This window comes from Trichothermofontia sp. (assembly GCF_053493415.1).
This window is the reverse complement of sequence record NZ_JBRCAD010000202.1, coordinates 1-24,831: the sequence shown is the minus strand read 5'-3', so window position 1 is coordinate 24,831 and position 24,831 is coordinate 1. Positions and strand designations below refer to the sequence as shown.

The window sequence follows — 24,831 nt, the reverse complement described above, 5'->3', positions numbered from 1 at the left end:
AGGCAAGGCGGCGCTGCTCTCCCGGGGAGATAGCCGTGGTGGATTCACCCCACGCATCCTCTAGTTCACCGGTCTCTGCGATCGCCGGGACGGGATGGCTGGGCACATGGAACTCATGGATGCCAATCAGACGCACGCCGTGGGTCCGATCGGCACTCAGCAGTTGGGTTGGGGTATCGAAACTGACCCGCCCTCCCGTGGGAATGTCGCCCACAGACCCGGCACTGATCAGCCAGATGCGATCGGGATCGAGTAGGACCGCCCCCGTGGTGGGTGAGGCAGCCACTTTACCCCCCGGCGGCACCGTACACACCACCACATCCGGCAAAATCTCGTAGGTTAGTTGCTTGAGATCAGCAGTCCCATCCGCCCGCCGTTGTAGCTCCAGTCCCAGGAGTTCAAATAACTCGTTCAGGGAGCAGCGATCTTGAAAGGCACTCCGTAGCGGCGCTTCGGTTTTCAGTAAGCGCAGAAAGGTCTCGGCGGTAATGTTGAGGCAAACGGTTTCACTGGAGGCGATCGCGGTCTCGCAGGGTACGCCGCGCACTAAGCCAGCCCACCCTAACACTTCACCGGGGCCAGCTAGGCGCAAACTAATGGCCGACTGTGCCCGCTGATCCTGACCTAACACCCGCACTTGGCCATCGTAAATGATGGAGATCTGGACGGGCAGCTTATCGTGGACGAGCATCGGTCGCCCAATGGGATAGCGGCGGAGTTGCGCCTCCGCTAGGAGCGTGTCGATCGCCTCTGTACTCAGGCGATCGAAGGGTGCTATCTGGCGAATAAAGTCGCGAATTTCCGCTTGCGAAACGGTTTGTGGCGTAGTGGGTTGCGTCATAACTCTTGGCTTTGGGTGTCAGGGCTAGAAGGCGTGGCAGTCTCAACCAGGCGGAGGGGTCCCATTTGTTGCATTTGCTCTCTCACCCAAGTTTCAAACATTTCGTCAATGAGACGACGGCGCATGGCTTCATCCAGTTGGGCCGGGATGAACTTCTCCAGTCGGACAATGATAAACCATTCCGCCAGCGGGCGGGGGGGCCAAAGCTGACCGGGCTGACTGACGGCTAGCAGGCGGCTAACGGCGGGATGGGGCTGGTCAACGCGCACGGGTCCCAAGATTCCCCCCGTGGAGGCTTCAATCCCTTCCGAATATTGGCGGGCCAAGTCCGCGAAAGACTGCTCTCCCTCCTTAATCCGGAAGTAGAGTTCCTGGGCCAGGCCGAGGTCACGGGTGCGGATCAGGGAATAGATCACCTGATCGAGGGAACTTTTACGGGATAAAAAATAGGATTCTGCCTTAGGTGCCCAGGTTTCCTGCTTAAATTTTTCAATCCGGACGGACCGCGTTAGCATCTCCCGCAGATCTTCCTCGGACATCCCCTGTTGTTCGCGCCACTTGTCTAGGGCATCGGGGGTGGCCAGTTGATAGCGCTGGCATAATTGTGTCTGGGCAGACTTGAACTCCTCATCACTACAGGTGATCGCTGCAATCGCTTGATCGACAATATAGCCCTTCAGGAGTGTGGGCATGAGTTGATAGCGAGCCAAGAGGGCAAGCATTCCCTCTGGCGCGATCGCCTCGGTGCCAATCTGAAAGCAAACAGTCATGCGTCACCCCAGTTCATGAACCTTCACCATGCGGCTGCTACACTCATCGACATTTATTACCCGTTTCTTGATTCTGGGTTACCTTCAAAATCATTGGCTTTGATTCCGTAAAGCAACCCAGCCGGATTGGTCATAAAAGGCCACGCAAACCCTAAAATCTGAGGATTCAGAGGTCTTTTCAGACCGTTGCGCATAGCCTTTCCAACCTGAAACCATCGCTGATGATCCCTGTACTTGTATCACATTTTCTGCCCGCTGCAATCCTGGTAGGGCAAATCCCTGGACAATTTGTGCCCGATCGACCAGGGCTAAACAGCGAATCTGGTGGCGGGGAGCCGCAATCCAGCCCTCTAGCGTGACCACCTGGTCCGCTAGCCTTTCCTGGTAAGTAATGGCGCCGATCGCCGCTGAGTTGGGGTTGAGGGCCGGGAGGGGTTGGCCGATGGGAATACAGGCATTGTGTTGGCGAATGTCCTGGGCAAAGGGTACGCGCCGATGGGCCATGAGAACCGGGGTGAGGTGGAAAAAAGCGGTAGGCCGATTACCGACGATCGCCCGGACCAGGGCTGGATCTTGGACGCCTAGTTGCAACGACAGGGCCACCAGTGGTTGGTGGGCGGCCCGGAGGGCGATCGTTTCCGCAATCCCCACGCCAATCCGGTACATATTACCGATGAGGACCAGCACGAGGGTCAACCCGGCTAATCCCAGGCGCGATCGCCAGGGGGGGGGCAGTTGGGTTTGGATCGCCGTTACCACCAGGACGATCGTTGCCAGCCAGAAGAGGGCTGGGAGGGAGCCATAGCGAGAGGTTTGGGCTTGTTCGACGCCAAAGCCAGAACGGCTCACGGCAGCCATCGCAGCGGTCCCCAAAATGTAACCCTGGATGGCCAACCAGGGAAACCAGTCCGACCGTTGCCGTTGCCCGTCGGTGCGAAGCCAGTAACCCACAAAGCCAAGACACAGCCCAATACCGATCGTACCTAGCAGGATCGCCCCCCCCGGTTGATCACTAAAAATCCAGCCCAGGTAGCGCGGGATATAGCTAAGTGTTTGCCAGGAACTGGGACTCGCCAGATCAGGATGGTGGGCCGGTTTCTGGTAGGTCAGGAAGTAGAGACCTAAAACCGCGATCGCGGCCCCCCAATAGATGAGCCGCAGGAACCAACGCAACCGCAGCACAATGACAGACAGGGCCAAAATCGGCCACAGGGCCAAGGAGGAACTATAACTGAGGGCCGCCAGCCCCCCTCCAACCAAACTCAGGATTACCCAACACCAGCCCCCCCCTAGGGATTCAGCCCCTGTCCCGCTTATGGGGTCGGCGTCCCGCCTGCCCTCCTCAGACGGGGATAACCCATTGTCAGTATCCGGAGGGGGAGCAGCCTGAGCACGCCTTGGGAGGGATGGCCCCTGGTGCTTTAAGACCTGCTGAAAGCAGAAAATAGCCACCACCACAAACCCATTAGCGGTCATCCAAATGGCACCACTAAAGCCGCGCATCCAGTTGTGGGCTGCCGCTGGCGTAAAGCTAAAAACAGCCACACAGAAGATGAGGAATCCGTAGAGGCGCCGATCGCGCCGCACCGCCGTTGGCAGCAGGCCAATGAGCACCAGCCCCTGGAGCGCAGCCGCCCCAAAAGTTGCTAAACACAGGCCCAGATTGGACCCCTGGGTTAGATAGAGATTCAGAGCATAAATGACACTGGGGATGAACAGGAGATGTTCATTATTGCGGGTGAACCAATCCTCCCAGTGGGGCGACAGGCCATCCAGGGAGTAAATATTCGCCAAGACCCACCAGTAGTCCCGTTCCGGTAGCTCTCCACTCTGGGGCAGCAGGTAAAACAGGATATAACTGGCTGGCAGGACGATGGCCAAGAGGACGGCTCCCCACCAGAGGAGTTGGGGACGCGACGGAGGGAACACCGGGGCACGATCGCGATGGAGCAAGGCTGACTTCAAGGGCTAGGGCTATCTGGGCAATGGCGATCAACTTCCCTAGCGTACACGACTGGACGGTCGCGATCACAAGGGGGTGAGGGCGATCGCCCTTAGGTTCAGCAGGCAGCAGCGATCTGGCCGCAACTTGGCAAAAACTTTGATAAAAATTTGGCAAAAATTTGGGTGATGGTTTCCGAAATGCCCAGATCAGTAGGTGTAGTTACCGGTGTTTAGAGACACTTATCCAAAGCTCCCAACGTTCGCCTCGCTCAGGGGCGCACCCGGGAGAAGGACCCTGGAGCCTCATGTTGAGGCTCTTTCTGTTTTTTGTGGGCCATCCTAAATTGTGGTGGGCCACCCTAAAAGCCCATCACTGGGCTTAGGCCACTAACTAAGCTCAGGACAGCAAACGTTTTTGGGTATTCCGATCGCCCATCCCTCCAATGCTGGGCCCAAGCCCATGTCCGGGGTCGGGTGGGGCAGTGGTCAGCTCTGCACGTCATGCTAAGCGTAACTTCAATAGTGGCTGCCTGATTTCCGGTGGTGAACCGCCGTTTGTCCACTGCTGTCTAGGACCTTACCCCGATCGACCGTGGCATAAACCAACCAGTGATCGCCACACTCCATCCGGTTTTGCACGGTACATTCCAGGTAGGCCAGGGCATCGTTGAGGATCACACAGCCATTCTCCGCCAGGGTTGTTTCTAGCCCTGCGAACCGATCCTCCCCTGGCTGGAAAGGTTTCATGAAATGGCGTTGCAGTTGCTTACCTTCGCTCAGGATGTTCAGGACAAAGACATCGCCGCTGTGCATGAGCGACTCGATCGCCCGATCCTTGGCCACCGCCACCGTCAGGCCGGGTGGCGTAAAGGTTGCTTGGGACACCCAGGAGGCCAACATGGCACTCTGCATCTCCCCGCGCCTAGCCGCAACCACACATAAGGACCCCACGAGCCGCCCCACCGCTTGTTCCGTCCGGGCCGCTTGGGACTGTTGGAGGCCAGAGACCACCTTGCGGGCTTCGGCCTTGCGGGTCCGTTTCAAGGCCTGGGCAAAGTCCACCCCAATTTCTTCGCAGATTTGTAAATCTGTCTCAGTGGGTTTGAACTTAACCCGAATCGGCTCGAAGCCAAATCGATAGCCCGCATCCCGCAGCTTTCCTTCGATGATATCGACGGCCTCACCGCTCCAACCAAAGGACCCAAAGACCCCGGCCAGTTTATCCGTCGCTACGGTGGACAGGACAATCCCTAGCGCCGTTTGAATGGGCGTGGGCACATGTCCCCCCAAGGTGGGAGACCCGATAATAAACCCGGCACTTTTAGCCAGGGCCGTTTGAATTTCTGTGGTTTCTGCAAATTCACAGTTAATCGACTCGACATTGACCCCTGCTTTGGTCAGGCCACGGGCGATCGCTTGCGCCAAGGTGGCCGTATTCCCATAGGCGGAGGCATAGATGAGGGCCACGCTTAGCTCCTGGGCCTGTTGGGCAATGCTCCAGTGGCGATAGGCATGGGTAAGTTCGGTCAGGCCATAGCGGACGAGGGGGCCGTGGGCCGGGGCGTAGGCATAGACATCCAGGGTTTCCAGTTTGTCCAGGGCGCTGAGGACCTGGTTCGCCTGGGCGGCATGGAGACAGTCAAAGTAGTAGCGACGATCTTCGGCCAAGCTGGACCAGCCCTCGTCGAGGACCTGATCCCCACAGCGATGGGCACCAAAGAATTTATCGGTAAAGAGCAGGCCACTTTGGGGATCGTAGGTGCAGAGTTCATCGGGCCAGCGGGGGGTTGGCGTCAGGATAAATTGCAGATGGTGACCTTGGCCCAGATCGAGGCTTTCGTCTCCCCGGATCACCTGTAGGTTAAGGGGCTGTTCCGGCAGGGCTGCTCGCAGGGCGATCGCGGCAGGATTGGAACACAGGATCTGAACTTGGGGAGCGAGTCCAAGCAGGCGGGTCAGGGTGGCGATTCGGTTGGGGTTAACGTGCCCCAAAATCAGATAGTCCAGTTGACCCAGGTCCAGCCGCTGCTGGAGGGTATCGAGAAAGATGGTGGTGAAAGTTTCTCCGGGCGGATCGATGAGGGCGGAGTGATCGGCCTGGATCAGGTAGGCGTTGGCGGTGGTGCCCCGTTGCAGCGCATATTCGATCTCAAATTTAAGGCGATCCCAGGTGCGCGATCGCAGCACGATCGTCGCCTCCCCGAGGGGAAAAACTTGCACATCCCGTGGTTTAACGTTGCTCATCGGTCGATCCACTATGACGGTTGACGGTTTGCCGGCATCGAGTCAGCACTCATGGCCTCACGCCATCAGCGCGTTCCTGACCTACCTCCATCTTGACAGGAAACTTCCCATTCGCTGGCTGGCTCAGCCCCTCATGCATGACAGTTTACTAAGGGCCGACCGGGGAGCGAAATAGCCTTGAGTTGGGGAACCATCGCCGCCTATCATGGGGGGCAGAAAGCTTGAGCGGCAAACTTTGCCCACGGTATCGCACTGCGATCGCGGCTTGGGTATGTCGCCATCTGTCGTTGTTGCTGTCACACACCCCGCATGGATATTAAAAACGGCTTTCCGGGCGCAGTGGGGAATACCCCCCTGATCCGACTCAATAGCTTTAGTGAGGAAACGGGCTGTGAAATTCTGGGCAAAGCTGAATTCATGAACCCTGGCGGCTCCGTCAAAGATCGGGCAGCCCTCTACATCGTGGAAGCAGCGGAAAGGGCGGGCCAACTGCGACCGGGCGGCACCGTAGTGGAAGGGACAGCGGGCAATACGGGGATTGGTCTAGCCCATATTTGCAATGCCAAGGGCTATCAATGTCTGATCGTGATCCCCGATACCCAGTCCCAGGAAAAAATTGACACGCTGCGTACCCTGGGGGCGGCGGTCCGCACGGTACCGGCGGTCCCCTACAAAGACCCCAATAACTACGTCAAGCTGTCTGGGCGGATTGCAGCCGAAATGGACAATGCGATCTGGGCCAACCAATTTGACAACCTCGCCAACCGGCAGGCCCACTACGAAACCACGGGACCCGAGATTTGGACTCAGACGGATGGTAAGGTTGATGCCTGGGTGGCCGCTACGGGGACGGGGGGAACCTATGCCGGTGTGGCCCTGTTCCTCAAGGAACGCAATCCGCGCCTGAAAACGGTCCTAGCTGATCCCCTGGGCAGTGGCCTGTATAGCTACGCCAAAACGGGCCAAATTACGATCACGGGTAACTCAATCACCGAAGGGATTGGCAACAGCCGGGTCACCGCCAATATGGAAGGGGTCCCGATCGACGATGCGATTCAGGTTGATGATCCCGAATGTCTCCGGGTGATTTATCAACTGCTCCGTCGGGATGGCCTGTTTATGGGGGGGTCCGTCGGGATTAACGTGGGGGCGGCGGTGGCGCTGGCCAAAGAAATGGGACCGGGCCATACGATCGTCACGGTCCTGTGCGATAGCGGTTCCCGTTACCAGTCCCGCCTCTATAACCGGGAGTGGCTGGCCAGCAAGGGGTTGACGATGCCCGACTAGGCAAATTCACCTGGGATAGTCTTGGGCGTGCCTACAATATCCAATAGGCACGCTGCAACCGGTGGGCACCCCCTGCATCACGGTTGCGCGATCGCTGGTCTGCTGTGTTTGTTGGCGAATCCCTATGTCCGCGACCCTGACGGTTGACCCATTCTTGAACGTCCCCCGGCTCCAAGGCCAGCCCCCGGAGAGTTCCCAGCCGACTCAATGCTACGATGTGGCGATCGTGGGGGCCGGAATCGTGGGTCTGACTCTGGCCTGTGCCCTTCAGAATCGGGGCCTGCGCATTGCCCTGATCGAGGCCGAACCCCGATCGATGGCGATCCAGAAAGGGCAAGCCTATGCCATTTCCCTCCTGTCCAGCCAGATTTTTGCTGCGATCGGGGTCTGGGATACCATCCGGCCCCAGATCAGCCCCTTTGGCCAGATTCGCCTGTCCGATGCCGACTATTCGGGGGTGGTGCAATTTTTCCCCCAGGATTTAGGGACGGAAGTCCTAGGCTATGTGGCAGAGCATGGCGTGTTACTGTCGGCTCTCCAGACCCAATGCCGGGAGAGTGCCGGGGTGGACTGGCTCTGTCCCGCGACGGTCTGCTCGGTAGACTACGGGGAAACGGCGGCGGTGGTGACCCTTCAGGCGGCAGGGGAGCGCCGAAGTTTGCGATCACGCCTAGTGGTTGCTGCTGATGGTGCCCGATCGCCCCTGCGCACAGCGGCCCAGATTAAGACCTATGGCTGGCAATACTGGCAAGCCTGTTTAGTGTGTACCGTTAAACCGGAAAAACCCCATGGGGAAATTGCCTATGAACGCTTTTGGCCCAGTGGCCCCTTTGCCATTTTGCCCCTACCCGATAACCGCTGCCGGATTGTCTGGACGGCTCCCCGTCCGGAAGCTGAAGCCCTGCTGGCCCTGGATGATGCCGACTTTCTAGCGGAACTGCGCCGCCGCTATGGCGATCAGATGGGAAACCTCACGGTAGTGGGCGATCGCTTCCTATTTCCCGTGCGGTTAATGCAATGCCAGCGCTATACGGGACCCCGGCTAGTATTGGTGGGGGATGCGGCCCACGGCTGTCATCCCGTCGGGGGGCAGGGGATGAACCTGGGGATTCGCGATGCGGCGGCCCTAGCTGAGGTACTCCAGCGGGCACACCAACAGGGACAGGATTTGGGTAGTCCCGCTGTGCTAGCTCAGTACGATCGCTGGCGACGGCGGGAGAATTGGGTGATTTTGGGCTTTACGGATTTCCTCGTGCGGTTGTTCTCCAACGAGTGGTTGCCCCTGGTGTTGACCCGCCGATTAGGGTTGTGGCTCTTGCGTCACGTGCCACCGGTGAAGCGGCTGGCCCTCCGGTTGATGACAGGTCTCAGTGGGCGACGCCCAATCTTGAACCAGGAAGAATTGAAGCAGGATAGTTCCCCTATTGCCACTGGCAGGGGTCTACCCCATAGTAGCTAGTCAGGAGCCGGTATAGCGGTGGGTAAAGCTGCCGTAGCGGGTGGGGGTGTTCAAAAAACTGTTCCGTCACTACCGCAAAAAATTCGGCGGGATGGGTTGCGCCATAGGGATCAATTGCCGGTTGAAGGCCCTGGGCGACTTGTGCCGTCAGGGTTGAATACGCTGAACCCATGATCTCAGCCCACTGCTGGGCAGCAATGGTTTTGGGTAAAATTGGTACCCCTTGGGCACTGCCATCTTCCTGATCCAACTGATGGGCAAACTCGTGCAACACGACATTATGGCCATCGTGCCAGTGGCGCAGGTCATAGACCACCTGCGCCCAGGCCAGAATCAACTGATCCCGTAACCAGGATTCGCCCAACCGGATGACTCGTTGTTCCTCCACGATCGCGTGTTCATCGACCCGGCTTTCTGTCACCTTGTAGGCGGTAGGATACAGCAAAATCGAGCGCAATCGGGGGAAATACCTAGGCTGCTCGTTGAGAAGCAATAGGGCAGCGATCGCGGCGATCGTCAATTTCATCTCTAGGGTAACCGTGAGGCCCAAGCATCCAATAAACTGCTTCTCCGCTAAGAGAACGTGAATATGGCCATGCAGTTGAGTTTGCTGTTGGGGGGAAAGGTAGCGATAGAGTGGTATATTGCGCTCGACGATCACTTGCCAAGCAGAGGGAAAGGGGCGTTGCCGGAGGCGCGATCGCCGCCACTGCACCGAGTGGGGATAGGCGAGGATAGCGGTGATGATCACCCCCATTAAGCACACAATAACCAGCGTCGGTTTCATGGAAAGTTTGGAGATGGTGACAGTGACGGGATATCCCACTTCAGCCACAGGTTAACCATTCAAAGGAAGCACTGCAAGCTTTTAGTACTTATCACCCTATTCACCTGATTTCTCACCGATTGAGAATTTCTGGTCAAAAGTAAAGTCAATATTACGTTCGATTCAAGCTAGGTTATATCCAGAGCTGGCCGAGGCACTGGAGACGGCTTTTAAGCAGGTTTCACCAGAAGACATTGAGAACTGGTATACGCATTACCTCAATAGAGTGAAAAAGGCTGTAGGCTGCAACAGTTTCCCAATCCTGGCGTGTCCTGAGCCAGCGCGTAAGGCCAAAATCACCAATCTTCCAGCGATCGCCCACCCAAAAGATATTGCCCGGTGTCAGATCCCGGTGTACCCGTGACGGCTGCGATCGGTGCAGATACAACAGACCTGCCGTATCATCGATACTGAGCAACTTCACTGCCACCTGCCGGATGACGCGATCGCGAATGACCTCCGTGGCCCGCAAGACACCGCCATAGCCACCGGCACCGAGAAACGCTTCCAGGTGATATTGACCCTGAATTGTTTGGCCTTCTAACATTCGCCAAAGGGGAGCGCCTACCATGATTCTGATACCTCCGGTTCGTGACCCATGCGATCGAGAAATTGACAGAATTGATTAAATCCGCCACCACCTGCGCATAACAGGGTGTCAGATCGGCGACTAACGCCAAAACCCGTGCTGCTTCCAAATTGAATGTCTATCCATTACGGACCACATGCCGAAACGAGCGATAGGTATCCAGCCACCGCCGACTGGCTTGACTAATGACCGCCGGTCGTACCGTGGGTACCGCAACCGACATCTGCAACAATAGTTGCTGGTGCCAATGGGTCCCCGTCGGCATCCCCTCCCCGATCGTGCGGGCGATCGCTTCAAAAATTTGCTCCAGACAGGTATAGAAACTGTGTAAATTCAGGGCGATCGCGTCGAGATAAAACTCATCTTCCGTCGTCTCGATCCGTTGCCGAATCGTCGTAATGCGATCGACAATTTGACCTAACTCCGCCAGCTTTTGGCGAATTACTGCACCTAACGTAAGATAGTCTGTCATAACACCCTGCCTTCACTGAGGATTCGCGATCGTAAACCTTCGGAAGCTCGTTCAATTTCCACCAAATCCACTGACACATTTGGGTCCAGGTCCAATAGTCGCGCTAGGGCGACGAAATACTGGGAGGGGTCTAACGCTGCCACTGCCAAATCCAGATCCGAGTAAGCGTGGATAGATTGCGGCACCAACACCGAGCCAAATAACCACACCTGTTGCGCCCCAAACTCCTGCTTGAGGATCTGGGCAGCTTGAGCGGCTACCGCCAGCAGGGTTTGATGGTAGGCTTGCAACTGGCGTTGTTGCTGTTGGCGGCGTTGTCGTGCCCCTTGTAGATAGGCGGCATATTCCTCTGGCTGCATGGCGATCGTCCCACGGTTTATCTCTGTGTTGATTGCATGATGGCCCATGCCACAAGCGGTAGCCCATTAGCTTACGACCAGTGTGCCCTCTGGGGTGAGCGCGATCGCCAAGGTGCGGCCATTGAGGGCAGTGAGATCGGGATAGCGATCGAAAATCCAGCGATTGAGGGGGCGTTCCACCAAACTTTCTAGGAGGGTTTTGATGCGGCGACCGCCGAAGAGGAGATGATCATCCCGTTGCATGTGTAAAGAAAATGTGCTGACGGCGATAGAGTTGTTTTTCAAAGTCCACGATCCAGCGGGCAGAGATTAGGGGATTGTGGCTCATGGTGTGGCTCCTGGCGGGTGTATTGAAGCTAACAGCCTGAGCTTAGTAAGGGGGGTGTTGGGATGCGATGGAATTGAGATGGAATTGGGATGGAATTGGGATGGAATTTCGATAGAAGCTTTAGTCAGAATGCCTGAGTAAAAAATTCGTTTTAGAATGGGGAGGTAGATGCTCACGGGGTAATGGTTGCCATGCGAGCAGGTCAGGCTGTCGTGAACATACCACCCTTAGAAAGTGGCGATCGGCTGTCTCGTGCTGAATTTGAGGTCCGTTATCAGGCTGCGCCGCAGATTCGGAAAGCGGAGTTAGTAGAAGGGGTAGTGTACGTGGCGTCTCCGGTACGGGCAAAACAGCATGGCCGGCCCCATGCCGCCATTTTAGCGTGGTTGGGAGCCTACTGGCTGGCGACACCGGGTGTAGATTTGCAGGATAATGCGACGGTGCGTTTGGATGCTGAGAATGAGCCACAACCGGATGCTTTGCTGCGTTTGGAACCTGCCGTTGGGGGGCAGTCGGTGATTGCAGCAGATGATTATATTGAGGGTGCGCCGGAGTTGATTGTGGAGGTCGCAGCGAGTAGTGCGGCCTATGATTTGAATGATAAGTTAAGGGCCTACTGTCGTAACCGGGTCCGGGAATATATTGTTTGGCAAACCTACGAAAATGAGTTGATCTGGTTTGTGTGGCGTGCGGGTAAGTACGATCGCATATTACCAGATGCGGAGGGGATTCTGCGGAGTGAATGTTTTCCGGGGTTATGGTTGGCAAGGGATGCGTTATTGCAGGACGAGCGATCGCGGTTATTAGCAGTTGTGCAAGCAGGATTGCAAACGGCTGAACACCAGGCTTTTGTCCAGAAATTAAGGCATGGCGATCCGGTTATCTAAATTTTTTTAAGTCAGTTGCAAATCCAAAAACTTTACCACTCTGCCATAGGGATTTAACTGCATTTTGCCGTTGGCAATTTCACCAAACAGGCATTGACGTTGCCAGGTACAAGATGCTGACGACTCACGGTTGACTTCGGCAAGACTAAATCACAGTCCGGCAAGCGCCCGATCGTATAGCGTGTATTCGTAACTCCAGCCGTTCTTCCTGACCTTCTGGCCCCTTTACTTGCAAATATGGCCACAACGTCGCCATCGCTCCCCTTCCCTGCCCTTCGCCTCAGCCAAACCTCTCCTTATCAGTTTTACCCCAAGCTCCCCAAAGTATCCAATCACACACAACTCCAGCCTTCTCCCCCGCAATCAACCCCAGCTTTGGCTGCGAGTGTCGCCGCTGTAGTCAGTTGGCCACCCCTGAGGCCCGCACGCAGGCGTGAACGTTATGCCTCGCCCAACTCGTTCGATCCAGCGCTAGATAAATCCTATCCCCAGGTTCTCAATCTGAACCCCCTCTGTCCCCCTCTCAGGTCCCGACCACTAGGCCACTAGTACAGCAAACATAAAGTTTTGCAACGTTGGTCGTAACGACTTTAGTCGTTGCAGGCTAAAGCCAGCACTACGAACGTTGCCGAATTTACTTTGCGAGCTACTAGCTTGTGTTCTTGGCAAAAGTTTAAGGCTTTAAGGGGTTAATCCCAGTGAACTCTCTAACTTCTCTAAAACAATATCCGTAATGGACTTAATCCGATAGCGACACGCTTTAGTTTCAGTCGAGGCAAACGTGCCATTCTCCCAATACTTATTGCTGCCAGCCCCGCCACCACATACGCCAAAATAGTCACAGGTGGTTTGGCATTCTTGGCGACCGGTTTGCATATCGCGATAGATGGCTTGGAATTTTTCCGTTTGGCAAACCGACTCCAGGCTATCATGCAACACGTTGCCAAATACAAAGTCACCGTAGCGATCGGTCTTCACCGACAATAATTCGGGATCAAACGTCGAAAAGTTACCCTGATTGTCAAAACTCACAATTACAAAGGGCCAATTCATATCGGTGCGATCGAGGCGATCGTCCATATAAATCAAACTACAGATCGCCTCAAACTCCCGCACCTTAATCGCCCCCTCCGCCTGGGCTGTCAAATCCCAGAAACGATTGATAAATGCCCGATAGCGGTCTTCAATGCCAACGCGATCGAGGGATGATAACTGGTGTATTCCTTCCGTTTCTTCCATATTAAAGCCGACATCATAGATGCCATTTTCTAGGAAGAAGTTAAACATTTCGTCGGGGTAGTCCAGCGTATCCTCAGTGATGACCGCAATTACGCTCGTAGAAATTTCATTTTTTTGTAAAAGCTGAATGCCCCGCAATGTGCCCGCATGACTGCCCAGACCTTTACGGGTTTTACGATGGCGATCGTGGATAAAGGCCGGACCGTCAATGCTAACCCCCACATGGACTTGGTGCTGCTTAAAAAAATCACACCAAGCTTGGGTGATGAGGGTGCCATTGGTCTGCACGGAATGGGAAACCGCACATTCCTGGGTATTATATTGACGATCGGCGGCTTGAATCTGCTCAAAGGCGGCTTCATAAAATGCCAGCGGAGCCGCTAGGGGTTCACCCGCGTGCCAACAAACTGTAAAACAGTGCCCTAAAAACGGGCTGGTAAAGATTGCCTTAAAGATGGGGTCAATTAAATCCAGGGATAATTGATTTTTTAAGTGGCGATCGGGCAAATAGCAATAATCACAATCGAGATTGCAAAAAGAGGTGGGCTGAATGACAACCAGATGGATAGGACCGAATTGAGAGATCTCTAGACCAGCTTCACGATTGGCCAGGGGCGAAACTGGGGGTGACGTGGGCGCAGGATGGGCAAGGGTCATAACCGAAAGCTCCAGATAGGATTGCCATTAGTAACGATTGACGAAACTACCACCGCCATTAAGCCAGCCACCGCCCGGTCGGTAGTTGTAGAACCCCCCGCCATCGGCCCAACCATTCCGCCAGGGGTTGAAATTAGCAAAACTTGGCCCCCGCCCATCGGCCCAACCACCGACACGGGAGTTAACCCAGGTACTACCGCGTCGCCCATTCCCCCAGCCGATCGCCACCAGCTCCGGAGGGAGAGCCATCCCATCTACCTGGGATTCCCGCTCCCGTAGGGCTGTCGTTAGGCGTGTTAGACGATCGCCGATCGTCGGCCTCTCTCCCGCTACTGTATGCTTAGCCGTCGCACTCGCTGCCTGGGCATCGGGTAGATGGAATGCTGCCAAAATCAGCAGCAATGCCACGAGGCCAGTACGTGATGGGATCGTCAAGATGAAGCCTCCTTAAAATACGCAGGGGCAAGATCATCAGCCAAGGGATGAGCGGCCAACGGTCAGGGGAAGGTAAGGCCCTACTAGCTCGAAAAGTAAATTCGGCAACGTTCGTAGTGCTGGCTTTAGCCTGCAACGACTAAAGTCGTTACGACCAACATTGCGAAACCTTATGTTTGCTGTACTAGCGGAAGTTGAAGAACCCGCCGCGATCGCCCCAACCATTGCGCCAAGGGCTGATATTCACCCAGTTGCCACCACGCCCATCGGACCAGCCTCCATGTCGAGTATCCACCCAACTGCCACGATTCCCCCGGCCATCCGTCCACCCCCGGCCACTGCCATTGACCCAGCCTCGGTTCCGGCCATTACTCCAACCCACGGCTAAGAGGTCGGCCCCCGTGGGATCAAGTTGCGCCGATGGGGGAGTCCGCTCCTGGAGCAGATGGCTCAGACGGGCTAAGCGAGCTTCGATCGTGGATACCGGGGCCGGTTCCGTCTGGGCTATGGCCGCGCTAGGGCCTGCCGCCGCCGCTTGGGGACTATTGAGGGCAGCCAATGCCAACAAGAAACCCACCAGGCTGGTTTGCGTCGTAATCTTCATCATGCCTCCAGTGATCTCAACTACCAGTTATAAAATCCCCCGCCATCGGCCCAACCATTACGCCAGGGATTAGCATTGGCAAAGCTACCGCCACCTGCGCCATCACCCCAGCCGCCAACCCGGGTGTTAGCAAAGCCGCCACCACGATCGCCATCGGCCCAACCCCGACCGCGCCCATTGGCCCAGTCCCCGCGATTCCCGTCAGCCCAACCCCTGGCTAGCAACAGTGCGGGATGGGTTTCGGGGAGATTATCGAGTTGCGTGGTGCGATCTTGCAGGGTAGTAGTTAAACGAGAGAGCCGATCGCCGATCTTCAGGGACGCAGAGGCAGGTGCTGCATCCGTAGTGGTCGCCATTGCCGGAGCCGCCAGGGCTGAAAGCGCTATCAAAAAGCCGACTAAACTGGTTCGAGTTTGAATTTCCATAGTGACGGTATTGACTGTTCTGAATGGTGGCTAATCTGAATGGTGGCTAACGCTTAGGCCAGGAGATCACCCTGAGGGTGACAGGCACCCCCATGCAGACACGCAGGCAGACAAGGGTGACATCGCCCACGCATGGGACATTAATCACAGACGTTAATCCAGGGGGGCTTGTTCACGGGTCATCAATTGGATTTCAAAGAACCCGCGCAACACAGCCGGATTGATCGGGACAATGCCATCAGGACCAAACCATCGGTTCACCTGCGTAACCGTTTCCGGTCGCTCCAGCAGATAACCCTGCATCATCTGGGCGATCGTCAAATTGACTAGCCCTAAAAACTGGGAATTATTTTCCGGTACCATGCAAGCGACTCCATAGCGGGCCAAGGGTTCCGCTGGCACCAGCTTATTTGCCCCCGGATCAACCCGCTGACTGGTCCCCGCCAGCACAATCGTGTCACCAGCCAGGGCATCCACCTGACCATTGCGTAGGGCGGCAAACCCCGCTTCAACATTCGCAAGGGTCACGATCGTTGCTTGCGGTTGCAGGACCTTAATGGCCGCTGCGGCCAAAGTATTGGGCAACACCCCAACCCGCCGATTGGCCAATGACTCGGCTGAACCGAGGGAACTGTCTTGCTTAACCAGGAGCCGAATGCCAGAAATGCTGTAGCTGTCGGAAAAATCTACCTTGCGATCGCGTTCCCAGGTAAAGGTCGTATCACAGGAAATATCAATTTCACCCGCCCGTAACTTGGGGATACGCTCACTAAAGTCTTCAATTTCCGTAATCTGAATCATCACTTCACGCCCCAGATAGGTTTTCAGTTCCTCCCGGAGCGCATTTACCACGTCCATTGATGCCCCCACTAGTTGGCCTTGATCGTCCACATAGGCATAGGGAATCAGATCAAGACGCGTCCCTACGGTGAGAATGCCCGTGCGGGCGACTTTTTCCAGAACCGTTTCTGCTAGGGCCACCTTGGGTAAGGCGATGGCGAACAAGGCTCCTAGAACTGCGATCGCCCCACAACACCACGGGCGAATCGCCAGCTTTTTGTGCATATCGTCTCCTCTAGTGGGCATAAGACCAGCATCTACAGTAGCTTAGCATTAGAAGCTAGGTGGCAGGCAGCTCTCTCTCCCTGGGTCCTAAAGCCAGTTCACGCAACAACAGGAGACTGTCTGCGGTAAAACGTTTGTCCCTGACGTAACCTCAAGCATGGGCAGTGAACCTACGCCTACTGGCCGGGGCTGCCAAGCGATTGGGCAAGGCAAAGGTGGCGACAGCGGTGGGCGAGGAGAGCAGGAATGAGTCAATCACCCACCGAGCGTGGAATGGCCGTCTCGGCTATCGGCAGGCAGGCTGCCTAGACCCCCACTGCTTTTTGATCTTCAAGCAGCAGATCACTGGCAATGTCTGGGATAGCGCCAGTTGGGGTGGCAAGTAGGTGAGAGATCCCATGTTGCTTGAATGTCTTGATAATGGAGATGAATGACATTGGTGTGGAGGCTGGCAAATGCTACGTCCGGTTCTGATCCTCATCTCCCCCCTTATCGTCCTGGATGGACTCCTCCTGAAGCACCCGGTGGGTGCGTTGCCCCCGGCCTTCCCCCGATTAGCCCAAACCCCTGTCACTGTGACTAATACACTTGCTGGGCCTGAAGCTGATCCTGCGATCGCTGCGCCTTCCCCAGCCGCCAGTCCTGAGCGTTCTGGTCCCCTAGGAACACCGGAGCGTGGAACAGAGGGGGCAACCGGGAATGCTAACCCATCTGAGGCTAAGCCGTCTGGGGCTGGGAGCAATGGGCCGATCGCGCCGATAACTGAGCCAGAGCATACTAACCGGCTTAATCATGCCTATGCCCTGAGCCAGCAAGGGTTACAACAGCAGCGTCAAGGCCAATGGCGCGAAGCCCTAGCGGCCTTTTCCCAAGCCCTGCCAATTTATCGAGAAGTGGGCGATCGCGACAGTGAAGCCACTACCCTAAATAGCATGGCTGCTCTCTATCGGGGGTTGGGGCAGTATCCCCAGGCGATCGCCCATTACCAGGAAGCCCTCACCCTGCTGCAAGCCTTGGAAGAGCCAGCCAGTGTCGCGATCGTCCTGGGAAACCTGGGGTTGGTGTATGACAAAATCGGCGAGTACGACCAGGCCCTTAGCTATTTCGAGCAAGCCCTCACCCTCAGCCGGGAAGCGCAAGACCCTCGTAGCGAAAGCTTTGCCCTGAACAATATTGGGCTTGTCTATGCCAAGCAACGCCAATACGAGCGGGCTTTGCCTTACTATCTCCAAGCCCTAGGCATTCGCCGCGAAATTGGCGATCGTACGGGCGAAGGGGCCACGCTGCATAACATTGGCCAAATCTATGATCAGCAGGGTGACTATGCCCAATCCCTTGCCACCTATCAACAAGCCCTCGCCATTCTCCAGGAAGTGGGGAACCGGCCCGCCCAAGGCTTAACCCTGAATAATCTTGCCAGTGTCTATCGGCAGATGGGGAAGCTCGTCGAAGCGCTCACCTATTACGAACAAGCCCTGGCAATCCATCGGGAGGCGGGCCACCGCTCGAGCGAAGGCGTCACCCTCAACAATATTGGAACAACCTATCTGGCCCTCGGACAGTATGATCAAGCCTTGGACTACTTTCAGCGTGCCCTCGCCATTCAGCAGGAAATTGGCAATCGCCCCGAAACAGCCCAGATCCTGGTGAATTTGGGGAACCTGTATGAAGAACAAGCGGATGAGCAAAAGGCCCTCACCTATTACCAGCAGGCACGAACGATTTTTCAAGCGATCGGGGATGATGCGGGTCTTGAGTCCACCCAAACCCAAATTGAGGCGATCCAGGCCCAGTAATTTCCTTGCCCTCTAGCTACTCTATCTTCGCATCTACTATGACTGCTAATCTCCTTATCCGTCAGGCCCAAATCTTGCTTCCCAGTGGTGAATACCTACAGGGAGATGTGCAGGTTCGGGCAGGCCACATTACCCAGGTGGCCCCCACGATCGCGCCAAGCGAGGATGAACGCCTGATTGACGCCGAAGGGTTAACCCTCTTGCCCGGTGTGATTGATCCCCAGGTCCATTTCCGGGAACCGGGTTTGGAGCACAAAGAAGATCTGTTTACCGCCAGTTGTGCCTGTGCCAAAGGCGGCGTCACCTCCTTTCTGGAGATGCCCAACACCCGCCCCCTGACGACGACCCAGGCCGCCCTGGATGATAAGCTGCAACGGGCCGCCCAGAAGTGTCTGGTGAATTACGGTTTCTTTATTGGGGCCACATCGGAAAACCTGCCCGATTTGCGCACCGCCCAACCCACACCAGGAATCAAAATTTTTATGGGATCAATGAAGGGTCCCCTGTTAATTGATCACGAGGCCGCCCTGGAGCCAGTTTTTGCAACAGGCGATCGTCTGATTGCGGTTCATGCCGAGAACCAGGCCCGGATTGAGCAACGCCGCCAACAGTTTGCGGGCATTAGCGATCCCGCAATCCATTCCCAAATCCAAGATAACCAGGCAGCCCTGGAAGCAACCCAACTGGCCCTCAAGCTCTCACGCAAGTATCGGCGACGGCTCCATATTCTTCACCTGTCCACGGCTGAGGAGGCAGACCTACTGCGGCAAGATAAACCCGCTTGGGTCACGGCGGAAGTCACCCCGCAACACCTACTGCTCAATACCAGCGCCTATGCCACGATCGGCACCCTTGCTCAGATGAATCCACCCCTGCGATCGCCCCATGACAATGCCGTGCTTTGGCAGGCCCTCTTAGATGGTGTGATTGACTTCATTGCCACCGATCATGCCCCCCATACCCTAGAAGAGAAGGCCCAGCCTTATCCCAACAGCCCCTCTGGAATGCCGGGGGTGGAAACCTCCCTGCCCTTGCTACTGACCCAGGCAAAGCAAGGACGCTGCACGGTGGCCCAAGTGGTCAACTGGATGTCTACGGCGGTGGCACAGGCCTATGGGATTCCCAACAAGGGCCGAATTGCACCGGGGTATGATGCCGATCTGGTGCTGGTGGATTTGGCGACGGAACGCCCAGTGTTGCGATCGGAGCTGCTGACGAAATGTGGCTGGAGTCCCTTTGAAGGTTGGCAGTTGACTGGTTGGCCGGTGGTGACGATCGTGGGGGGACAGGTGGCTTACGATCATGGCCAACTTCATACCGATGTGCGCGGGCAACCCCTCACCTTTGTCCCCATGCCTTAAAGGGGTAGGCGAGGCCAGATTCAGATCCCCCCACGCGGGGGAATGTTGTTTCGTTACACATCCCCTACCCCCGCCAAAGTGCGGGGTATATTAACAACAAAGCCATTCTAAGGGGGATAGCGATCACCTCATCATTGGCAGGTCAGTGGGAGAGGCAGCGATTAACACCGATGCGATGCGCCCGCCCGTGACCGATCGGGGCAGACTGAGCGGGGCAGGCTGTTGTTTTTACCCAAGCCTTGGTTACAATCAGGGGGACCCCCTAGAAGAGCCAGTGGTGGCAGTGGCGAAGCACGGTAGACAGGGACCAAAGTACGGTGCATTTTCGGTCAGGTCTTAAACATTGAGGTGAATGGGGCATAGGGACAGTTAATCAGTACCATCATTAATTAAAGCAGCGGGTTGACGATGCCGTTGGTCATTGACCGTATCATGTTGGGATACTCCCATGCACAGTAAAGCAACTGAATTAGGCTTGTCCGAGCAGCGAATTCTCTCTGCGATCGTGTTTACTGATGGCGTTGCCTTCAGTGCGCGGATGGCTGAGGATGAAGAAAATACGCTACGGTTAATTCACCGTGATCTCAATTTGATGCGTAAAGTCTGCGATTCCTTTGAAGGGCGAGTATTAAAATCAACTGGAGATGGCCTGTTAATGAGTTTTAGTAGCGCTCTTAAGGCAATTGAATGTGCTATTGAGATTCAAAGATTATTATCAGATAATGCCGTTACCTTACCCCCCAATCAAGTCTTGGCTCATCGCATTGGAATTCATCTGGGTGATGTTTTTATTAGCCAGGGTGATGTAATGGGGAATGGCGTTAATATTGCCGCCCGACTTCAGGCAGAGGCCCAGCCCTGGGGCATTTGCATTTCTCAAACCGTTTACGATGTGATCCGGCGGGAACTGCCGCTAGAGGCAACCTACCGAGGCCCTCGGCAATTGAAGAATATTCCAGAGCCAGTCCCGGTTTATGAAATTAGACCTGTTCAAGCCGAAATATCAGCCATGATGCCTGTGATCGCAGGCGAACCAACACCCAGTACATTGACCCCAGAAGAAGATGAACTCAAGCAGCGGGCGATCACGGGACTTGCGCAAGATCTGGATGCTGATCGTATTAAAAAACTGTTGTATTGTCTTTGTGAAGAAAAATGGGAAAAAAATGACCACATTCTTCAGCAAGCCAGTTGGCAGCAATTGGTGACAACGGTTATTCAAAAAACAATCACCTTAGCGCGTCTCAAAAGTTTCCTGGGACGAATTGTCCGTAGCATTAATAAGCAAACAGAATATACGATCGTTGCGCAAAAGATTATTAGCCAACTCAGCCCCTTATACCCCGACTACCACGAAACGACCCAAGGGTTTGCAGCAACTATCACTAATCCACAAGTTGATGTTCTGCCCAACCCAGCCACCAGATCGCCACAGGAACTCCGTCAGCGGTCCCAGCGTACTACTGAACTACCCGAACCGGCCAACGAGCCGATAGACATAGCCCCAGAGGTTTATCTGACCATTGCCCAACATCTTGCCCAGCAGGAACAAGCAACCCGCATTAGAAAATTAGTCTTTGCCGCCAGTCAGGGGTATTGGGAAAATGATCCGCAAGCGCTAGCTGCCGCCGCCCTACCCAATCTCATCCAGCAATTGCGTCAGCAAAACACAACATTTGATCATCTTGCGCTCAATCTTTACGGCATTGTCAGAACCCTCAATCGGCAGGCTGAGTATGTACTGGTTGCTGAAACCCTGTTGTCAGCCCTTGGCTCCCTCTATCCCCAATCCCAATTGCCACCAGACTTACCCCACCGTCACCAGGAAGCCACCGAGGTACTATCAGCCCCACCCGCTGATTTAGCTGACTCCCTAGCGGCAGCCCTCGTTCCCCCAGCCGACAACGCGGCCTATAGTGCGGGTCTTACCTACGATCGTTTTGCCCTGCGCGAAGAGGTTGTTCGGAATGCCAATCCCCTACGGGCTAAAATTGTCATTACCTCAATGCTGTACCAAAAATTTACGGGCAGTAATGAAGACTGGCTGACCCTCAAGGGGAAAAGCCTCGATACATTGTTGTACGACCTATTTTGCCAGTGTGAAGCTTATGATGAATTATACGATCGGCTCTGTATCACTGCCCGTTTCCTGGATGATCCGGAGTTAAATGAGCAAACCGCTGAAGCAATTTGTGCGGCGATGAAACCCTTTTATATCCATATTTATCCCAACGCCGATCGTATTCGTATCTTTGAAGCCATCTTGCAAGGACAACCCTACTAATTGAAAATCTCCCCTCCATAAGTTCCTATTCTCTTTGCCAATTTCAAATCTAAAATCTAAAATCAAACCCACTTATCCCCTCCACCTAACTTGTAACCTGCTGCAAGCAGGTCATTATTTTGTATGGATACTGAAGAACTACGCAGACGCTACCAAGCAGGCTATACCAACTTCAAAGGCATCAATTTAAGTGGTGCCGACTTAACCGGGATCGATCTGATTGGCGTGAACCTACAGCAGGCCGATCTACACGGGGCTAACCTGACGTTTGCGTACCTCAGTCGTGCCAACCTAACGGGAGCCAATCTGACCGGGGCCAATCTGCGTGGGGCTAACCTCAGTCAAGCCACCCTCACCCAAGCCGCTCTTGCGGATGCGGATCTGCACGGTGCCCTCCTCCAAAAAGCCGATCTCCGCAGCGCTGACCTCACCCTGGCGAGCTTGTTGGATGCCAATCTGATCGAAGCTGATCTCCGCAATATTAACCTGGGAGGCGCGAATCTCAGGGGGGCTAGCTTACAGGGCGCTAACCTACGCTTCGAGCGTCGTAGCTATGTGGCCAATTTACGCGGCGCTATCCTGCAAAACGCAAACCTGGCTGGGGTTGATTTGACGGGAGCCGATCTTGTTCAGGTTGATTTTTCCAGGGCGAACTTGCGCTATGCCGTCTTACGAGAAGCGGACCTCAGTGCTGCCAATTTCACAGAGGCCATCCTTGAAAAGGCGATTTTGACGGAAGCTCGCCTCTGGCATACCAACTTTGATCGGGCGAATTTGATCGATGCCCGCCTAGAACGGACTGATCTGACGGAGGCTACCCTTATCGAAGCTAACCTAGCTGGAGCAGCGCTCACGGAGGCGAAACTGGAGCAGGCTAATTTAACCAAGGCCAATTTATTGCGATCGCGTTTGCAGCGCACTGATCTGAGTCGGGCCATTTTGCAGGAAGCTAATCTGACGGAAGCTAACCTTGTGGAAGCCTATTTGGCCAAGACTAATCTAAATCGCGCTAACCTGACTGAGGCAAATTTATCCAAAGCAGAGATCAGCACAGCGAATTTACTGGGCGCAACCCTAACTGGTGCTACCATGCCGGATGGTAAGGTTCGGAGCTAGGACAGTGCCAATACCAGTCTACAGATGATGCACTTTTGAATATTAAAGAAAAAGAAGCGATCGAGTGATTCTTGAGCCAGTTATGAAGAACTTAACATCGAATTAGGGTCATACGGTATGCTGTCTCTGGGTTTGAGTCGTCAACCCAAGCAAGAAGATCGGCGATATCTATAGTGCGATCGTCGATCGTAGTCCAGTAAATATTGGATTACGTCTGGTTTGACCCAAGCAGCACTTGCGATCGCGCTGCCAATTTCAGCAATTATTCCGCAGTTACGGCCAGTTCAGTCATACTTCTAGCGAGCACGGTCAACAGAAAGCAATACTAACGTTCTCCTTCGGTAGTAGCAAACAACCTCGAACTCAGCACCAAGGATTTGTGCCCGTCCGCTGCAAGGGGATTGTTGCGCTATCGTTGGCTGCGGAGTGTTCAAAGAAGACAAGAACAGTCACAAAAATTACTGCCTATAAATTTCTCTTCGATGTTTGCATTGCAGGAGGAGAATCAGCAACTCTTTATCGTCGATTTCATAACGAATGCGATAATTACCGATACGAATACGGTATTCATTGTCAGAACCTTTCATCTTGACCACTCCATCAGGGCGCGGGTCTTTGCTGAGTTGTTGAATTTTAACAGCAATACGCTTGTAAACCTCATCAGGCAAAGCATCTAGCTGTTTTTGCACAGCTTTCGGGGTGATGATGGTGTAGGTCATGTCGATCGCTTTGCCCGGTGCGCTTTATATTCATCGAAGGTCATGTAGTCCCCTGCTGCGTAGTCAGCACGGGCAGCTTGGATGTCAGCCATATCCTCTTGGGAGTCCTCATCATCAGGGAATAACTCAGCTTCTAGAAGTTCCCAAAGCTGACGTTTTTCAGCAATTCCTAGTGATGCAACTGCTTCTATCAGTGATTGAAATAAGATATCTACTTTTACAGTGTTCTGCGTCATCAGAGCTTGCCTCTATGATTGATTCTAGGTTAGTAACAGGGAGCTTCACACCTCAGCAAACGACTTTGGGATCTCTGCTGCACTACGATGGTAAACCCCTCGCGCTCTCATAAGGTTTGAATAGACTAGAATGTTTCCACGATCGCCCTCTAGGCATCTCCTAAGTCTTCAAACTTATCGATAAAAGACCGATGCTCTCCCTTTCATTCTAGCTTGACGATCGCGCTTCCAATCCCAGTCTTAAATACGACCTCGTTTCGGTCAGGATGTCTGGCTTGACCCAACCAGCACTTGCGATCGCGCTTCCAACATTAGCAATTCTTCCGCAGTCATGGCCAGTTAAGTCCTACTTCTAGCGAGTACGATCAACAGAAAACAATACTAATGTTCTGGCTGAGCGGTTGCCGACCAACTTTGCACGACACCGAGTACCTTTGGCAGCCCGCCCCAACCGGGTTGTTAGGTTCGCATCTGCCCTGCTTTTGGATTTTTACGTCCATGAAAGACTGCGGTTACTATCACTCGACTAGATACGATACGGTAGTAAATAATATAGGGAAAGCGTCGTATCACGGCTCGCCGAACATCACGATAAACAGCAGGGTAAGACTCTGGCATCTGACAGATTCGATCTAAAGCCTCGTTAACCTGTTCCAAAAAATCGTCGCCTAGCCCTAATTCCTGACTTTCATACCAACTATACGCCTCATCAAGTTCATCACGAACTTCTGGGCGGAAAACCAGTACATCAGAAGTGTTGAATCCAGATATAAAACTTTACACTTGAGGGTGCGAGAGTCATACAAGCGTTTCTGGAAGCAAATCGTAGCTCCAATGGACGAGCGAACAGCGACGGCTGAGTTCTAGTTGCAAATAGCGAAACTTGTC

At 54.6% G+C, this 24,831-nt stretch carries 26 protein-coding genes and 1 pseudogene; 9 read left to right on the top strand and 18 right to left on the bottom strand.

Annotation, left to right across the window (positions count from 1 at the left end):
* The 4 genes from ACWIUF_RS17890 to ACWIUF_RS17875 all read right to left on the bottom strand — a co-directional run.
* On the bottom strand, nt 1–841 hold an 841-nt coding region (locus ACWIUF_RS17890), incomplete at its 3' end, for a cyclic nucleotide-binding domain-containing protein (protein WP_448573878.1).
* A complete protein-coding gene (locus ACWIUF_RS17885) occupies nt 838–1,611 on the bottom strand; it encodes a peptidylprolyl isomerase (protein ID WP_448573877.1) in 774 nt (257 codons plus the stop codon). The genes ACWIUF_RS17885 and ACWIUF_RS17890, both read right to left, overlap by 4 nt.
* Nucleotides 1,612–1,701: 90 nt before the next feature.
* Nucleotides 1,702–3,576 carry a hypothetical protein gene (locus ACWIUF_RS17880; RefSeq protein ID WP_448573876.1) on the bottom strand — a complete coding sequence of 625 codons (1,875 nt, stop codon included), beginning with the start codon at nt 3,574–3,576 and terminating at the stop codon, nt 1,702–1,704.
* Nucleotides 3,577–4,071: 495 nt separating this feature from the next.
* A complete protein-coding gene (locus tag ACWIUF_RS17875) occupies nt 4,072–5,799 on the bottom strand; it encodes a diflavin flavoprotein (RefSeq protein ID WP_448573875.1) in 1,728 nt (575 codons plus the stop codon).
* A gap of 309 nt (nt 5,800–6,108) precedes the next feature.
* On the opposite strand from ACWIUF_RS17875, the gene ACWIUF_RS17870 reads away from it, so the two are divergent.
* Entirely contained in the window at nt 6,109–7,086 is a 978-nt protein-coding gene (locus ACWIUF_RS17870; RefSeq protein ID WP_448573874.1) for a cysteine synthase A, read from the top strand.
* Nucleotides 7,087–7,210: 124 nt separating this feature from the next.
* Nucleotides 7,211–8,545 carry an FAD-dependent hydroxylase gene (locus ACWIUF_RS17865; protein ID WP_448573873.1) on the top strand — a complete coding sequence of 445 codons (1,335 nt, stop codon included), beginning with the start codon at nt 7,211–7,213 and terminating at the stop codon, nt 8,543–8,545.
* Here the strand turns inward: ACWIUF_RS17865 and ACWIUF_RS17860 are convergent.
* Nucleotides 8,508–9,380: a M90 family metallopeptidase gene (locus ACWIUF_RS17860; RefSeq protein ID WP_448573872.1), complete on the bottom strand. Its 873-nt coding sequence runs from the start codon at nt 9,378–9,380 to the stop codon at nt 8,508–8,510. The genes ACWIUF_RS17865 and ACWIUF_RS17860 overlap by 38 nt on opposite strands.
* 37 nt (nt 9,381–9,417) lie before the next feature.
* Here ACWIUF_RS17860 and ACWIUF_RS17855 point away from each other — a divergent pair.
* Nucleotides 9,418–9,585: pseudogene (locus ACWIUF_RS17855) on the top strand (IS630-like element ISMae26 family transposase); the annotation flags it as partial.
* Here the strand turns inward: ACWIUF_RS17855 and ACWIUF_RS17850 are convergent.
* The 4 genes from ACWIUF_RS17850 to ACWIUF_RS17835 form a co-directional block, all read right to left on the bottom strand.
* Entirely contained in the window at nt 9,553–9,942 is a 390-nt protein-coding gene (locus ACWIUF_RS17850) for a hypothetical protein (protein WP_448573871.1), read from the bottom strand. The pseudogene ACWIUF_RS17855 and the gene ACWIUF_RS17850 sit on opposite strands and share 33 nt — an antisense overlap.
* 136 nt (nt 9,943–10,078) lie before the next feature.
* Nucleotides 10,079–10,432 (bottom strand): ribonuclease toxin HepT-like protein, encoded by a 354-nt coding sequence (locus ACWIUF_RS17845; protein ID WP_448573870.1) that lies wholly within the window; start codon nt 10,430–10,432, stop codon nt 10,079–10,081.
* Nucleotides 10,429–10,839, bottom strand: coding sequence for a nucleotidyltransferase family protein (locus tag ACWIUF_RS17840; RefSeq protein ID WP_448573869.1), 411 nt, complete (start codon nt 10,837–10,839; stop codon nt 10,429–10,431). The genes ACWIUF_RS17845 and ACWIUF_RS17840 overlap by 4 nt, the downstream gene beginning before the upstream one ends.
* Before the next feature lie 18 nt (nt 10,840–10,857).
* Nucleotides 10,858–11,076, bottom strand: a complete 219-nt coding sequence (locus ACWIUF_RS17835; protein WP_448573868.1) for a hypothetical protein — start codon at nt 11,074–11,076, stop codon at nt 10,858–10,860.
* 255 nt (nt 11,077–11,331) lie between these two features.
* Here ACWIUF_RS17835 and ACWIUF_RS17830 point away from each other — a divergent pair, with 255 nt between their 5' ends.
* The gene (locus tag ACWIUF_RS17830) at nt 11,332–12,006 is read left to right on the top strand and encodes a Uma2 family endonuclease (RefSeq protein WP_448573867.1); all 675 of its coding nucleotides are present in this window, start codon (nt 11,332–11,334) and stop codon (nt 12,004–12,006) included.
* Between the two features lie 53 nt (nt 12,007–12,059).
* Here the strand turns inward: ACWIUF_RS17830 and ACWIUF_RS17825 are convergent, their stop codons facing one another.
* The 6 genes from ACWIUF_RS17825 to grrP form a co-directional block, all read right to left on the bottom strand.
* A complete protein-coding gene (locus ACWIUF_RS17825) occupies nt 12,060–12,251 on the bottom strand; it encodes an FHA domain-containing protein (protein ID WP_448573866.1) in 192 nt (63 codons plus the stop codon).
* A gap of 436 nt (nt 12,252–12,687) precedes the next feature.
* A complete protein-coding gene (grrM, locus tag ACWIUF_RS17820; protein ID WP_448573865.1) occupies nt 12,688–13,902 on the bottom strand; it encodes a cyclophane-forming radical SAM/SPASM peptide maturase GrrM/OscB in 1,215 nt (404 codons plus the stop codon).
* 27 nt (nt 13,903–13,929) lie between these two features.
* Nucleotides 13,930–14,337, bottom strand: a complete 408-nt coding sequence (gene grrA / locus ACWIUF_RS17815; RefSeq protein WP_448573864.1) for a GrrA/OscA1 family cyclophane-containing rSAM-modified RiPP — start codon at nt 14,335–14,337, stop codon at nt 13,930–13,932.
* A 184-nt stretch (nt 14,338–14,521) separates the two neighbouring features.
* Nucleotides 14,522–14,944, bottom strand: a complete 423-nt coding sequence (gene grrA, locus ACWIUF_RS17810) for a GrrA/OscA1 family cyclophane-containing rSAM-modified RiPP (protein WP_448573863.1) — start codon at nt 14,942–14,944, stop codon at nt 14,522–14,524.
* Between the two features lie 17 nt (nt 14,945–14,961).
* On the bottom strand, nt 14,962–15,366 hold the full coding sequence (grrA, locus tag ACWIUF_RS17805) for a GrrA/OscA1 family cyclophane-containing rSAM-modified RiPP (RefSeq protein ID WP_448573862.1): 405 nt from the start codon (nt 15,364–15,366) through the stop codon (nt 14,962–14,964).
* 153 nt (nt 15,367–15,519) lie between these two features.
* A complete protein-coding gene (grrP, locus tag ACWIUF_RS17800; protein ID WP_448573861.1) occupies nt 15,520–16,431 on the bottom strand; it encodes an extracellular substrate binding-like orphan protein GrrP in 912 nt (303 codons plus the stop codon).
* Between the two features lie 164 nt (nt 16,432–16,595).
* Between grrP and ACWIUF_RS17795 the strand changes: the two genes are divergently transcribed.
* From ACWIUF_RS17795 to ACWIUF_RS17775, 5 genes are all read left to right on the top strand, one after another.
* Nucleotides 16,596–16,817 (top strand): hypothetical protein, encoded by a 222-nt coding sequence (locus ACWIUF_RS17795; protein WP_448573860.1) that lies wholly within the window; start codon nt 16,596–16,598, stop codon nt 16,815–16,817.
* Between the two features lie 69 nt (nt 16,818–16,886).
* Nucleotides 16,887–18,227, top strand: coding sequence for a tetratricopeptide repeat protein (locus ACWIUF_RS17790; protein WP_448573859.1), 1,341 nt, complete (start codon nt 16,887–16,889; stop codon nt 18,225–18,227).
* A 38-nt stretch (nt 18,228–18,265) separates the two neighbouring features.
* Nucleotides 18,266–19,588: a dihydroorotase gene (locus ACWIUF_RS17785; RefSeq protein ID WP_448573858.1), complete on the top strand. Its 1,323-nt coding sequence runs from the start codon at nt 18,266–18,268 to the stop codon at nt 19,586–19,588.
* A gap of 448 nt (nt 19,589–20,036) precedes the next feature.
* Nucleotides 20,037–21,872: an adenylate/guanylate cyclase domain-containing protein gene (locus tag ACWIUF_RS17780; protein WP_448573857.1), complete on the top strand. Its 1,836-nt coding sequence runs from the start codon at nt 20,037–20,039 to the stop codon at nt 21,870–21,872.
* A 123-nt stretch (nt 21,873–21,995) separates the two neighbouring features.
* The gene (locus ACWIUF_RS17775; RefSeq protein ID WP_448573856.1) at nt 21,996–22,988 is read left to right on the top strand and encodes a pentapeptide repeat-containing protein; all 993 of its coding nucleotides are present in this window, start codon (nt 21,996–21,998) and stop codon (nt 22,986–22,988) included.
* A 458-nt stretch (nt 22,989–23,446) separates the two neighbouring features.
* Here the strand turns inward: ACWIUF_RS17775 and ACWIUF_RS17770 are convergent, their stop codons facing one another.
* The 3 genes from ACWIUF_RS17770 to ACWIUF_RS17760 all read right to left on the bottom strand — a co-directional run bounded on the left by ACWIUF_RS17770 (nt 23,447) and on the right by ACWIUF_RS17760 (nt 24,687).
* On the bottom strand, nt 23,447–23,707 hold the full coding sequence (locus ACWIUF_RS17770) for a type II toxin-antitoxin system RelE family toxin (protein WP_448573855.1): 261 nt from the start codon (nt 23,705–23,707) through the stop codon (nt 23,447–23,449).
* Nucleotides 23,704–23,943, bottom strand: coding sequence for a hypothetical protein (locus ACWIUF_RS17765; RefSeq protein ID WP_448573854.1), 240 nt, complete (start codon nt 23,941–23,943; stop codon nt 23,704–23,706). The genes ACWIUF_RS17770 and ACWIUF_RS17765 overlap by 4 nt, the downstream gene beginning before the upstream one ends.
* Before the next feature lie 459 nt (nt 23,944–24,402).
* Nucleotides 24,403–24,687, bottom strand: a complete 285-nt coding sequence (locus ACWIUF_RS17760) for a type II toxin-antitoxin system RelE/ParE family toxin (protein WP_448573879.1) — start codon at nt 24,685–24,687, stop codon at nt 24,403–24,405.
* Between the last annotated feature and the right edge of the window lie 144 nt (nt 24,688–24,831).

Coding starts and splice junctions, on each gene's coding strand:
- ACWIUF_RS17885 (WP_448573877.1), bottom strand. CDS start 1,611: ATGACTGTTTGCTTTCAGATTGGCACCGAGGCGATCGCGCCAGAGGGA.
- ACWIUF_RS17875 (WP_448573875.1), bottom strand. CDS start 5,799: ATGAGCAACGTTAAACCACGGGATGTGCAAGTTTTTCCCCTCGGGGAG.
- ACWIUF_RS17870 (WP_448573874.1), top strand. CDS start 6,109: ATGGATATTAAAAACGGCTTTCCGGGCGCAGTGGGGAATACCCCCCTG.
- ACWIUF_RS17865 (WP_448573873.1), top strand. CDS start 7,211: ATGTCCGCGACCCTGACGGTTGACCCATTCTTGAACGTCCCCCGGCTC.
- ACWIUF_RS17850 (WP_448573871.1), bottom strand. CDS start 9,942: ATGGTAGGCGCTCCCCTTTGGCGAATGTTAGAAGGCCAAACAATTCAG.
- ACWIUF_RS17845 (WP_448573870.1), bottom strand. CDS start 10,432: ATGACAGACTATCTTACGTTAGGTGCAGTAATTCGCCAAAAGCTGGCG.
- ACWIUF_RS17840 (WP_448573869.1), bottom strand. CDS start 10,839: ATGGGCCATCATGCAATCAACACAGAGATAAACCGTGGGACGATCGCC.
- grrM (WP_448573865.1), bottom strand. CDS start 13,902: ATGACCCTTGCCCATCCTGCGCCCACGTCACCCCCAGTTTCGCCCCTG.
- grrA (WP_448573863.1), bottom strand. CDS start 14,944: ATGATGAAGATTACGACGCAAACCAGCCTGGTGGGTTTCTTGTTGGCA.
- grrA (WP_448573862.1), bottom strand. CDS start 15,366: ATGGAAATTCAAACTCGAACCAGTTTAGTCGGCTTTTTGATAGCGCTT.
- grrP (WP_448573861.1), bottom strand. CDS start 16,431: ATGCACAAAAAGCTGGCGATTCGCCCGTGGTGTTGTGGGGCGATCGCA.
- ACWIUF_RS17790 (WP_448573859.1), top strand. CDS start 16,887: ATGCTACGTCCGGTTCTGATCCTCATCTCCCCCCTTATCGTCCTGGAT.
- ACWIUF_RS17785 (WP_448573858.1), top strand. CDS start 18,266: ATGACTGCTAATCTCCTTATCCGTCAGGCCCAAATCTTGCTTCCCAGT.
- ACWIUF_RS17780 (WP_448573857.1), top strand. CDS start 20,037: ATGCACAGTAAAGCAACTGAATTAGGCTTGTCCGAGCAGCGAATTCTC.
- ACWIUF_RS17775 (WP_448573856.1), top strand. CDS start 21,996: ATGGATACTGAAGAACTACGCAGACGCTACCAAGCAGGCTATACCAAC.
- ACWIUF_RS17770 (WP_448573855.1), bottom strand. CDS start 23,707: ATGACCTACACCATCATCACCCCGAAAGCTGTGCAAAAACAGCTAGAT.
- ACWIUF_RS17765 (WP_448573854.1), bottom strand. CDS start 23,943: ATGACGCAGAACACTGTAAAAGTAGATATCTTATTTCAATCACTGATA.